General features: G+C 73.9%; 12 protein-coding genes. 6 read left to right on the top strand and 6 right to left on the bottom strand.

Annotated features, from left to right (window positions below; genetic code table 11):
* Positions 1–10: 10 nt before the first annotated feature.
* Positions 11–796, top strand: a complete 786-nt coding sequence (locus OHS82_RS16765) for a hypothetical protein (RefSeq protein WP_057584506.1) — start codon at positions 11–13, stop codon at positions 794–796.
* Between the two features lie 65 nt (positions 797–861).
* On the opposite strand, the gene hutH is transcribed toward OHS82_RS16765, so the two are convergent.
* The 3 genes from hutH to OHS82_RS16780 form a co-directional block, all read right to left on the bottom strand.
* The gene (gene hutH / locus OHS82_RS16770) at positions 862–2,430 is read right to left on the bottom strand and encodes a histidine ammonia-lyase (RefSeq protein ID WP_328436072.1); all 1,569 of its coding nucleotides are present in this window, start codon (positions 2,428–2,430) and stop codon (positions 862–864) included.
* Positions 2,431–2,614: 184 nt separating this feature from the next.
* Positions 2,615–3,766, bottom strand: coding sequence for a GGDEF domain-containing protein (locus tag OHS82_RS16775; RefSeq protein WP_328434094.1), 1,152 nt, complete (start codon positions 3,764–3,766; stop codon positions 2,615–2,617).
* Between the two features lie 121 nt (positions 3,767–3,887).
* Entirely contained in the window at positions 3,888–4,691 is an 804-nt protein-coding gene (locus OHS82_RS16780) for an enoyl-CoA hydratase/isomerase family protein (protein ID WP_057584760.1), read from the bottom strand.
* Between the two features lie 237 nt (positions 4,692–4,928).
* Here OHS82_RS16780 and OHS82_RS16785 point away from each other — a divergent pair, with 237 nt between their 5' ends.
* The gene (locus OHS82_RS16785) at positions 4,929–5,633 is read left to right on the top strand and encodes a hypothetical protein (RefSeq protein ID WP_328434095.1); all 705 of its coding nucleotides are present in this window, start codon (positions 4,929–4,931) and stop codon (positions 5,631–5,633) included.
* 443 nt (positions 5,634–6,076) lie between these two features.
* On the opposite strand, the gene OHS82_RS16790 is transcribed toward OHS82_RS16785, so the two are convergent.
* Together OHS82_RS16790 and OHS82_RS16795 are read right to left on the bottom strand one after the other, a co-directional pair.
* Positions 6,077–7,228, bottom strand: coding sequence for an adenylate/guanylate cyclase domain-containing protein (locus OHS82_RS16790; protein ID WP_057584510.1), 1,152 nt, complete (start codon positions 7,226–7,228; stop codon positions 6,077–6,079).
* Positions 7,229–7,418: 190 nt separating this feature from the next.
* Entirely contained in the window at positions 7,419–8,288 is an 870-nt protein-coding gene (locus OHS82_RS16795) for a biotin--[acetyl-CoA-carboxylase] ligase (RefSeq protein ID WP_057584511.1), read from the bottom strand.
* A 110-nt stretch (positions 8,289–8,398) separates the two neighbouring features.
* Between OHS82_RS16795 and OHS82_RS16800 the strand changes: the two genes are divergently transcribed.
* The 4 genes from OHS82_RS16800 (at position 8,399) to OHS82_RS16815 (ending at position 11,127) form a co-directional block, all read left to right on the top strand.
* On the top strand, positions 8,399–10,012 hold the full coding sequence (locus tag OHS82_RS16800; protein ID WP_057584512.1) for an acyl-CoA carboxylase subunit beta: 1,614 nt from the start codon (positions 8,399–8,401) through the stop codon (positions 10,010–10,012).
* A gap of 9 nt (positions 10,013–10,021) precedes the next feature.
* A complete protein-coding gene (locus OHS82_RS16805) occupies positions 10,022–10,234 on the top strand; it encodes an acyl-CoA carboxylase epsilon subunit (protein ID WP_057584513.1) in 213 nt (70 codons plus the stop codon).
* Positions 10,235–10,359: 125 nt separating this feature from the next.
* Positions 10,360–10,488: a morphogenic membrane protein MmpB gene (gene mmpB / locus OHS82_RS16810; protein ID WP_107105390.1), complete on the top strand. Its 129-nt coding sequence runs from the start codon at positions 10,360–10,362 to the stop codon at positions 10,486–10,488.
* A gap of 24 nt (positions 10,489–10,512) precedes the next feature.
* Positions 10,513–11,127, top strand: a complete 615-nt coding sequence (locus OHS82_RS16815) for a Maf family protein (protein WP_057584514.1) — start codon at positions 10,513–10,515, stop codon at positions 11,125–11,127.
* Here OHS82_RS16815 and OHS82_RS16820 read toward each other — a convergent pair.
* Entirely contained in the window at positions 11,096–11,599 is a 504-nt protein-coding gene (locus tag OHS82_RS16820; protein ID WP_057584515.1) for a hypothetical protein, read from the bottom strand. The two genes, OHS82_RS16815 and OHS82_RS16820, sit on opposite strands and share 32 nt — an antisense overlap.
* Between the last annotated feature and the right edge of the window lie 52 nt (positions 11,600–11,651).

Raw genomic sequence — 11,651 nt, forward strand, 5'->3', positions numbered from 1 at the left:
TAGTTCGCACATGAAGAGATCATCGGGGGCCCGGCTGTGCGCCACGGCCGCAATCGGCGCACTGTCGCTCTCCCTCCTCACCGCCTGCTCCGACGGGGGGTCGAAGGACACCGCGGACTCGAAGACGTCCGCCTCCTCGTCCGCCGCCTCCTCCCAGGCTCCGGCCGCGAAGGCGCTCACCAAGGCCGAGCTCGAGAAGCTGCTGCTCGCGCAGGGCGAACTCAAGGGCTACAAGGTCGACTCGGGCGACGACACCCTGCCGGCCTCCAAGAACGTGGTGAAGACCGACAAGCCGGCCTGCGACCCGCTCGCCTGGGCCACGGCCGCGCTCGCCCCGGGCGACACGGACGCGAGCGTCGGCAACACGGTCGCCGAGGACAAGACGTCCGCCGCCACCGCCAAGCCGACTGATCTCGCGGACGCCTTCGACATCGACATGACGTTCGTCGGACTCTCCTCGTACGAGGGGGACGGCGCCCAGAAGGCGATGAAGGCCGTCTCCGACGGTGTGACGGCCTGCGCCGGCGGGTTCGGCCTGACGGCCGACAGCGAGAAGACGAAGATCACGAAGATCGCCGCGGCCAAGGGCTCCGGCAAGGGCGACGAGACGGTCGCGTTCACCGAGGAAGTCGACATGGACGGCCAGGGCAGGGCCACCGCCCACGCCGAGGTGGTGCGCAAGGGCAACACCGTCGCCACGTTCTACACGGTGAACTTCGCCGCGATGGCCAAGGGCGGCGACCTGGGCCCCGTTCCGGCGGCCGTGATCGACGCGCAGGTCGCGAAGCTCAAGTAACTCCGCTTTGCCCGAGGGAACTTCGGGGCCCCGCCGCATCTCCGTGCGGCGGGGCCCCGCTCGTGCTACCTGAGCGGTCCGGTGACCGTCTCCACCGCCGCGACGAGCCCGCCGGCGCGCACGAACGCGTCCGCCGCCGCGAGGTCGGGGGCGAGGAACCGGTCAGGGCCGGGGCCCTGCACGCCCGCCTCGCGCACCGCCGCGATGACCGCGCGCGTCGCCGGCGCCGGGGTCAGCCCCTCGCGCAGCTCCACACCGCGCGTGGCGGCGTACAGCTCGACGGCGAGCACGCGCGTCAGGTTGTCGACGGCGGTGCGCAGCTTGCGGGCCGCGGACCAGCCCATCGACACGTGGTCCTCCTGCATCGCCGAGGACGGGATCGAGTCGGCGGACGCCGGCACGGCCAGCCGCTTCAACTCGCTGACCAGCGCGGCCTGCGTGTACTGGGCGATCATCAGCCCGGAGTCGACGCCGGCGTCGTCCGCGAGGAACGGCGGGAGGCCGTGGCTGCGGTTCTTGTCCAGCAGCCGGTCGGTGCGCCGCTCGGCGATGGAGGCGAGGTCGGCCACGGCGATGGCGAGGAAGTCCAGCACGTAGGCGACCGGCGCGCCGTGGAAGTTGCCGTTGGACTCGACCCGTCCTCCCCCAGTGCCGAAAGCCTGGGAGGTGCCCCCAGGCAGCACCACCGGGTTGTCGACGGCCGAGGCCAGCTCGCGCTCGGCGACGAGCCGGGCGTGCGCCATGGTGTCGCGGCCGGCGCCGGCGACCTGCGGGGCGCAGCGCACCGAGTAGGCGTCCTGGACGCGGGGCGCGTCGTCCTGGTGGTGGCCGGTGAGCTCCGAACCCGCCAGCACGGCCAGCATGTTGGCGGCCGAGGCGCCCTGGCCCGGGTGGGGACGGATGGCGTGCAGCTCGGGGGCGAGCACCTTGTCGGTGCCGAGCAGGGCCTCCAGGCTGAGCGCGGCCGTGACGTCGGCGGACTTGTAGAGCATGTCGAGGTCGGCGAGGGCCATGACCAGCATGCCGAGCATGCCGTCGGTGCCGTTGAGGAGCGCCAGGCCCTCCTTCTCGCGCAGCTCGACGGGGGCGATGCCGTGCTCGGCGAGCAGTTCGCCGGCGGGGCGTACGACGCCCTCCGGGCCCTCCGCGTCGCCCTCCCCCATGAGGGTGAGGGCGCAGTGCGAGAGCGGGGCCAGGTCGCCGGAGCAGCCCAGGGAGCCGTACTCGTGCACGACCGGGGTGATGCCGGCGTTGAGGATGTCGGCCATCGTCTGCGCGACCTCGGGCCGGACGCCGGTGTGCCCGGAGCAGACGGTCTTCAGCCGCAGGAACATCAGCGCCCGGACGACCTCGCGCTCCACCCGCGGGCCCATGCCGGCGGCGTGCGAGCGGACGATGTTGCGCTGCAGCTGGGCGCGCAGCTCCGGGCTGATGTGCCGGGTGGCGAGGGCGCCGAACCCGGTGGAGACGCCGTAGACGGGCTCGGGCTTGGCCGCCAGGGCGTCCACGATGCCGCGGGCCGCGGCGAGGGCCGCCACCGCCTCCGCGGAGAGCTCGATCCGGGCGCCGTCGCGTGCCACGGCGACCACGTCGGACGCGGTCACGCCGGACGTCCCCACCACCACAGTGTGCATATCCATATTCAGGAGCGTACGCAGTGAAGACGAAGATGTCACCAGTGGGGGCGGGGTTCGCCCCTTACCGATGCGTCACGTCGCCGCCCCACCCGCGCGGCGCGTCGCCCGGTCGCGGGTCACGTCCCCACCGCGCCGCCCCGCCCCCGCCCCGCCACCCACGGGTCACCTCACCGCCGGCGCCTCAGGGCCGCCCACGGAACCGCCGCCGCTCGCCGGAGCTCCGCTCGCGCGGCGGCTCCGGCTCGTCGGCCAGCCGCACCACCGGGTCGTCGGGACCCTGCCGTCCGGCGACCACCGGCCGGACGGCCCGCACGGCCTTGGCGCGGTACTGGGCGGCGTCCGCCAGCCGGAACAGCCGGCGGGCCGAGGACACCGGCCCGATCGGGTCCGCGGTCGAGGCGACCCCACAGGCCACCCCCTCGCCGAGCTCCAGCTCCCCGGCCCGCCGGCAGAGGTCGTCGGCGACCTTGACGACGTCGTCGGCGGGCGGCCCGACGGCCAGCAGGCAGAACTCGTCCCCGCCGAGCCGGGCGGCGAGCGCCCCCGGCAGCATCGCCCCGCACAGCGACAGCACCGAACCGAACCGCTCCAGCAGCCGGTCGCCGGCGGCGTGCCCACGGGTGTCGTTGACCCGCTTCAGCCCGTTGAGATCGCACACCACGAGAGAGACCACCACCCCCTCCGCGCGGTGCCGCTCCACCGCCTCCTCCAGCCGCACGTCGACGGCGCGGCGGTTGGCCAGACCGGTGAGGGCGTCGGTGAAGGCGAGGCGGCGGGCCTCCTCCAGCCGCTCGGTCTGGGCGAGCCCGGCGGCGACGACGGCGGCGAGGACGGTCGCGAAATCGGCGTCGTCGCGGTCGAAGACCCGGGTGCCGGTGGAGCGGGCGACGTACAGCTCCCCCCAGGCCCGGCCGTGCAGCACGATCGGCGCGACCACACAGGAACCCCGGCCCCGGCGGCGCAGGGCCGCGACGCGCTGATGGCAGTAGCCGGGACGGCCGGCGGCGAGGCCCTGGGCGGTCTCCACCCAGGCGTTGGGCTCGCCGCCCGCCGCCCAGCGCTCGTGCAGGAACTCGGTGATCTCGGGGAACTGGTGCACCGGGTAGGCCTCCGCCTCCGGGAACTCGGCCTCGTCGGCGGCGCGGTCCCCCACGTTCACCAGGACCCGCAGCCGCCCGAGGTCGCGCTCCCACACCGAGAGCGCGGCGAAGCTGCCCGTCAGCGCCCGGCCGGCCCCCAGCGCGGCCGCACGCCAGGAGTCGCGGGGGGTGCGCGCGGCCGCCATGCCCTGCGCGAGCGCCACCACGGCCGCCAGGCGCGTGTCCTCACCCATCGCCCTCACCCCCACTGCCCTCGCCCATGACATCAGGCTAGGGATATTTGGGTGAAAAAGAGACACGAAGGGGGCACTTAGAGTGATGGTCCCGTGGACGACGGCGGCCGCCCCGGGCATCTCACTCGCCCGGCCACTGCGGCTTCCGCTTCTCGTTGAACGCGGCGACCCCCTCCGCCCGGTCCCCGGAGAACGCCACCGACCGCCACGCCGCGTCCTCGACCTCGAGCCCGGCCCGCAGGTCCAGGCCCTGCCCGAGCCGCAGCGCCCGCTTCGCCGCCCGCAGCCCCACCGGCGAGTTGCCGGCGATCCGCGCGGCCATCGCCAGCGCCTCCTCCCGGTCCCGCCCCTCCTCCGCCAGCACGTCCACCAGGCCCAGCTCCCGCGCCTCGGCCGCCTCCACGCGACGCGCGGTGAAGATCAGCTCGGCCGCCCGGGCCGCGCCCACCCTGCGGGGCAGCAGCTGCGTGCCGCCACCGCCGGGGATCACGCCCACCGACACCTCGGGCAGGCCGACCACGGCCGTGCGGTCGGCCACGATCACGTCGCACGCCAGGGCCAGCTCGAAGCCGCCCCCCAGGGCGAAGCCGTGGACGGCCGCGATCGTGGGCGCCGGCAGCTCCAGCACGCCGGTGTACGCGCCGCGGGCGAGGGGCCGCTGGCGCACCAGCTCGGCGTCGCTGAAGGAGTTGCGCTCCTTGAGGTCGGCGCCGACGCAGAACGCCCGCTCGTGCGTCGAGGTCACCACGACCACCCGCACCTCGCGGTCCTCGCCGAGCGCCGCGCACGCCGCGGCGATCGACCGGGCCATCTCGGTGGAGACCGCGTTCATGGCCTTCGGCCGGTCGAGGACCAGCTCGGCGACATGACCGCCGTCGCCGTGCCGCCGCACCAGCACGAACTCCCCGAAGCGCTCCTCGCCCACACGCTCCCCGCCCACGACACCGCTCACGACAGCCCTCCGGTTAACGATGGTTAACAACCAGGGTCCGATCATCCCAGTCGCGGGCCGCGAGCGAAAGACCGGCCCCCTCCGTACCGGTACCCGGGCCACCCGTACGAGTGACATCCCGCCCAACTCGGCGCGCACCGCCCATGGCGGCGCATAAGGTGCCTCCGCCCCGGCGCATCGAGGGCGCGAACGCATCGGGGAGGGAACGTGATGGCCGGCACGCTGATCGGGCTGGACGAGACGACACGACAGGACGTGGTGGCGGCGGCCGACCCGCCCTGGACCCCGCGCGCACGGGGCCGGCACCGTCGGCCCCGCCCCCGCAAGGTGCTGTTCGCCGCGGGCGGCCTCGCACTGGCCGCGGGCATGCTGAGTCTCCTGCGGCCGACTCCCGACACGGGCGGCGCCGGCGCCCTCGGCACCGCGGAGGCCGAGCCCCCGCCCGACCTCGTCACGAGCGCGGACGACGACGCGGGCGTGGAGGCGGGGGACGGTGACGCGAAGGCGTCCGACGACGGCCGGGGCGACCGTGCGGCCGACGACGGCCGGCCCTCCGCCGCCGGAGCCGCCGCCGTCACGCCCGCCCCTACCGCGCCCACCGCCATGGGTGGGGCGAGCGCCGGTCCGGCGCGCGAGGGGGGCGGCCTCCTTCCGGGTGCGCCCGGGGCTGCGACGTCCGTCGCCCTGACGCCCGGCGCCACCTACGTCCCGGCCCCCCGCGCGGCGACGCCCGCGCCCACCGCGACCGCCACCCCCGCCCCCCCGTCGGCGCCCCGCGCGGCCCCGACCACCGCCACCCCGGCGCCCCAGCCGCCGAAGCCCCCGAAGGCCGCGGAGCCCGGGCAGCGGGGTCTCTGCGTCCCGATCATCGGCCTCTGCGTGGACCCCTTGAGCGCCCCGGCTCCACAGCGCTAGACCCCGACTCACCCCTGGACGACCAGCGGGACCGGCCTGTCGCAGGCCGGCACCCCCGAGTCGCCCCCCCGGCCGCCGACCGTCACGGTCATCCCGCGCGCCGGTCACCAGACCCCGGGCACAAGCAGTCGTCACGGGCATCCCGCCAGCCGACCGGCACGGGCGCCCAGAACCGTCGGTGGCCAGAGGCATCGGCGCCGCCGACCGTCCCCACGCATCCCGCCCGCCGGTCGTCACGGCATCCGGCACCCGACACCGCAGGTCGCCACGAGCATCCGGCACCGCCGGTCGTCACGAGCATCCGGCATCCGGCACCGCCGGTCGTCACGAGCATCCGGCGATGTCCGTGGCCATGGGCAACCCCGCACCGTCCGTCGCCACGGGCAGCGTCCTGCAACCGCCGGCCGTCACTGGCTCCCGGCGCGGGCGGTCGGCGGGGTGGGTCAGATGTCGGTGTCGTTGCGGCGGGTGAGGAGCCAGGGTTCGACGACGCCCAGGCCGCGTACCGGGCGCTGCCACATCGGCTGCAGGGCGAAGCGGTACTTCGGGGGCTCCTCGCCCTCCTTCTCCGCGGCGGCGGCCTCCTCCGCGGCCTCGGCCTCCGAGGAGGGCGCGTCGCCGGTGCGGATCAGCTCCTCGGCGAAGGCGCTGTCGACCAGGACGGCGTCGCGGGGAGCTATCGACGTCAGCCGGGAGGCCAGGTTGACCGTCGTGCCGAAGACATCGCCCATCCGGGTGGTGACCGTGCCGAACGCCATCCCGACGCGCAGTTCCGGCATCGTCTCGTCGTTGCTCATCGTCTCGACCAGCAGCAGCGCGATGTCGGCGGCGGTGCCCGCGTCGTCGGCCGCGTAGAGCACCTCGTCGCCGAGGGTCTTGATCAGACGTCCGCCCCGGGCGGCCACCAGGTCGGCGGAGGTGGTCTCGAAGGCCTCGACGAGCTCGCCGAGTTCCTCCTCCTCCATCCGGCGGGTCAGCCGGGTGAAGCCCACGAGGTCGGCGAAGCAGACGGCGAGCCGCCGGTCCACCATCTCCTCGTCGTCGGCGGCCTGCACGACCCGCCCGGCCGAGGCGGCGAGCTGGCGGCGCCAGACGTAGACGAGGAACTCCTCCAGCTCGGGCAGCAGCAGCTCGACGATCGGGTACGTGACCTCGGTGCGGGTCATGCCCGGCTCGGGCGGCTCGGTCAGACCCTCCAGGAAGGAGTCGATCTGCCACTCCGCCAGACGGGCGGTGGTCTGCCCGGTGGACCGCGCCACCTGCACGGCCATCGCCTCGCTCAGCAGCCCTGCCTCGACGAGACCCGCCAGCCGCCGCAGGGCGAGGACGTCGGCCTCGGTGAGCGCCTTGGCCTGCCCGATGTCGGCGAAGCCCATGGCCCGCCAGAAGCGCGACGCCAGCTCCATGGAGACGCCCGCGCTGCGGGCGGCCTGGAAGGGGGTGTAGCGGCGCTCGGCGCCGAGGATGAGCTGTTCGAGGCGCAGCGCTAGAGGATGCGGGTCCTCACCGGGGTCGCCCGGCTCGCCGGGGTCGGCGGCCGGCAGGTTGCCCCGGCCGTCCTCGCCCGCGCCGGAGCCCGTGTCGTCGACGGTCACGCCTGCTGCCCTTCCGATCTTCCGCGGTCAGGTTTCGACCGGCCTCAACTCTACGGCAGGTGTGCGCCAGCTCACTCCGTTCTCTTCGGCAGGGGCTGAGGCCCCGTTGGCTTCGGTCGCCCCCAAGGGCCCCCGGAGGGGCCGCCGGACGGCCTCGGAGCCACCGCCCGGCCCGTGCTGCGTCGTGACGTCACACCGGTCTCAGGTGGACGATGTCGCCCGCTCCCACCGGTTCCTGCACCCCTTCCTCGGTGGCGATGACGAGGCGGCCGTCGCCGTCCACCGCGACCGCCTCGCCGACGAGCGACCGGTCGCCGGGCAGCTCGGCCCGCACCGTTCGTCCCAGGGTCGCGCATCCGGCCGCGTACGTCTCCTGCAGACCGCTCGTGTCCGGGTCGCCGCCCGCGGCGCGCCAGCGTCCGTACCACTCCTCCAGCGACCGCAGGACGGCCCGCAGCAGCGGGTCCCGGTCCGTGGTGACCGCGCCGGCGAGCGCCAGGGAGCCCGCCTGCGGCACCGGCAGCTCCTCCGCGCGCAGGGTGACGTTGAGGCCGACGCCGACGACCACCGCGTCCGTGCCGGCCCGTTCCGCGAGGATGCCGCCGGCCTTGCGTTCCTCCCCGCCGACGGTCACCAGCAGGTCGTTGGGCCATTTGAGTGCCGTGTCGACGCCCGCCGCCCGGGACAGTCCCGTCGCGACCGCGACGCCGGTGAGCAGGGGCAGCCAGCCCCAGCGGGCCACGGGCACCTCGCTCGGGGTGAGGAGCACGGAGAAGAACAGCCCGGAGCGCGGGGGCGCCGTCCACCGGCGGTCCAGCCGGCCCCGGCCCGAGGTCTGCTCCTCGGCCACCAGGACCGCGCCCTCACGCGCCCGGCCCTCGCTCGCGGCCGTCACCAGGTCGGAGTTGGTGGAGCCGGTGCGCTGCACCACGTCCACCCCGGACCACAGACCGCCCTCCCGTACCAGCGCCCGGCGCAGGGCGGCGCCGTTGAGGGGCGGGCGGTCGAGGTCGGACCACCGGCCGTCGCCGCCCGCCTCTGATGCATCTCGCGGTGTCATGCAAGCCACCCTAGGTGTGTTGAACACCGCACTGCCGATCCGAAGGGGCACCACTACGCTACGGATGAGTAACCGTCCCCCCTTTTGAGCAGGCAGGGAGCCGCATCCCGATGTCCGAGCCGGAAGAGCGCCACGAGATCCCAGGGATCGACATCCACACCACCGCGGGCAAGCTCGCGGATCTCCAGCGGCGCATCGAGGAAGCGACGCACGCCGGTTCGGAACGTGCCGTCGAGAAGCAGCACGCCAAGGGCAAGTTGACGGCCCGTGAGCGGATCGAGCTGCTGCTCGACGAGGGTTCCTTCGTCGAGTTGGACGAGTTCGCCCGGCACCGTTCCACCAACTTCGGTCTGGAGAACAACCGCCCGTACGGAGACGGCGTCGTCACCGGGTACGGCACGGTGGACGGCCGTCCGGTCGCCGTGTTCTCGCAGGACTTCACCGTCTTCGGCGGGGCACTGGGCGAGGTCTACGGCCAGAAGATCGTCAAGGTCATGGACTTCGCGCTGAAGACCGGCTGCCCGGTCATCGGCATCAACGACTCCGGCGGCGCCCGCATCCAGGAGGGTGTGGCCTCGCTGGGCGCGTACGGCGAGATCTTCCGCCGCAACACCCACGCCTCCGGGGTGATCCCGCAGATCTCCCTGGTCGTCGGCCCGTGCGCGGGCGGGGCCGTCTACTCCCCCGCGATCACCGACTTCACGGTGATGGTCGACCAGACCTCGCACATGTTCATCACCGGCCCGGACGTCATCAAGACGGTCACCGGCGAGGACGTCGGCTTCGAGGAGCTGGGCGGCGCGCGCACCCACAACTCCGTCTCGGGCGTGGCGCACCACATGGCGGGCGACGAGAAGGACGCCATCGAGTACGTCAAGCAGCTGCTGTCGTACCTGCCGTCCAACAACCTCTCCGAGGCGCCGGTGTTCGCGGAGGAGGCGGACCTGTCCGTCACCGAAGAGGACCTCGAGCTGGACACGATCGTGCCGGACAGCGCGAACCAGCCGTACGACATGCACACGGTGATCGAGCATGTGCTGGACGACGCCGAGTTCTTCGAGACGCAGGCCCTGTTCGCGCCCAACATCCTCACCGGGTTCGGCCGCGTCGAGGGCCAGCCGGTGGGCATCGTCGCCAACCAGCCCATGCAGTTCGCGGGCTGTCTGGACATCACGGCCTCCGAGAAGGCGGCCCGCTTCGTGCGCACCTGCGACGCCTTCAACGTCCCGGTCGTCACGTTCGTGGACGTGCCCGGCTTCCTGCCCGGCGTCGGCCAGGAGCACGACGGCATCATCCGCCGCGGCGCGAAGCTGATCTACGCGTACGCGGAGGCCACGGTTCCGCTCATCACCGTCATCACCCGCAAGGCCTTCGGCGGCGCGTACGACGTGATGGGCTCCAAGCACCTGGGCGCCGACCTCAACCTGGCCTGGCCGACCGCCCAGATCGCCGTGATGGGCGCCCAGGGCGCGGTCAACATCCTGCACCGCCGCACGATCGCGGAGGCGCAGGCGGCCGGCGAGGACCTCGAGGCGGTGCGCGCCCGGCTGATCCGCGAGTACGAGGACACCCTCCTCAACCCGTACGTCGCGGCCGAGCGCGGCTACGTCGACTCGGTGATCATGCCGTCCGACACCCGCCGGCACATCGTGCGCGGACTGCGTCAGCTGCGCACCAAGCGGGAATCCCTGCCCCCGAAGAAGCACGGCAACATCCCCCTCTAAGGAGCCGCTGTGACGATCAAGGTCGTACGGGGCAACCCGACCCCGGAGGAGCTCGCCGCCGCCCTGGCGGTGGTCCGGGCCCGCGCCGCGGCGGTGGCGGCGACGCCGCCGTCCGGCGCGGAGACCCCGAGGGACGCATGGTCCGACCCCGCCCGCATCGCGGGCCGGCGCGTGCCCCAACCCGGCCGGGCGTCCTGGACCCGCACCTACTGGCCGAGCTGAGCGCGGCCCGCCCGCCTGCGGCCCGCAGTCGAACGACAGCCGGACATCCGGTGAACGACTGCGGGCCCGCAACTTGAGTACGGGTACTCAGGCGCCGTCGACCCGCCACGCCGCACGCTGGTGACATGCTGTGGTCCGACCCCGAGAACGAGCCCCCCGAGGAACTCCGCGACATGCAGGAGACCCTGCGCAGACTCGGCCTCTTCCTCGCGCTGGCCATGGTGCTGGCGATGATCGTGCTCGGCGTCAGATGAGAGCACCGGCGATACGCTGACCGTATGACCGCTGCGCGCCGCCTCGTCCTCGCCTCCCAGTCCCCCGCCCGGCTGAACCTGCTGCGGCAGGCCGGCCTCACCCCCGAGGTGATCGTGAGCGGGGTGGACGAGGACGCCGTCACCGCCCCCACCCCCGCCGAACTGGCGCTCGCCCTCGCCGAGGCGAAGGCCTCCGTCGTCGCGGCGAAGCCCGCCGTCAAGGGCGCCCTGGTGATCGGCTGCGACTCGGTGCTCGACCTGGACGGCGAGGCGCTGGGCAAGCCTGCGGACGCCGAGGAGGCCACCGCGCGCTGGAAGGCGATGCGCGGCCGGGCCGGCACGCTGCAGACCGGCCACTGCGTCTACGACACCGCCAGCGGGCGCTACACCTCCGCGACCGCGTCCACCGTGGTGCGCTTCGGCGACCCGACCGACGCGGAGATCGCCGCATACGTCGCCTCGGGCGAACCCCTCTACGTGGCCGGGGCGTTCACCCTCGACGGCCGGTCGGCGCCGTTCATCGAGGGCATCGACGGCGACCACGGCAACGTGATCGGCCTCAGCCTGCCCCTGCTGCGCCGGCTGCTGGCGCAACTCGGCGTCGGCATCACGGAGTTGTGGGCGCCGCCGGAGGCGTGACGGGCGCCGGCGCGACCGGCGCCGCCGGAGAGCCGCCACCGTCGCCCTTGGCGTCCTCGGGCGCCGGGGCGACGGGCCGCTGCCGGGCGTCGTAGGTCATCAGCAGCAGCACGATCAGGGCGAGCACGACCACCATGAAGACGAACTGCGACACGCCCAGCAGTCCCCAGGCGAACGCGCCCAGCAGTCCGTGCACGACGGCGGCGCTGATCAGCAGCACCCGGCCGAAGCCGGCGGGCGCACGGTCGCGCAGCGCCACCAGCAGGGCCACCACGCCGCACAGGACGAAGTAGAGACCGAAGACGATCCCGCCCACCTTGGAGGACGTCGACATGACGTCCGGGTCCAGGCCGGCCAGGGACATGTCCTGCCGGTCCACCACGACGCCCATGAACCAGTTCAGCGCGGCGACGCCGAGCCCCTCCGCGAAGAGCACGACCGCCACGATCCACGCCACCGGTCTGCGAACCACCGGTCCCCACCCACTTTCGACCCCGACCCGAGCAAGGGTGCTGTTACCTCAA

This window comes from Streptomyces sp. NBC_00425 (assembly GCF_036030735.1).
Lineage (GTDB): Bacteria > Actinomycetota > Actinomycetes > Streptomycetales > Streptomycetaceae > Streptomyces.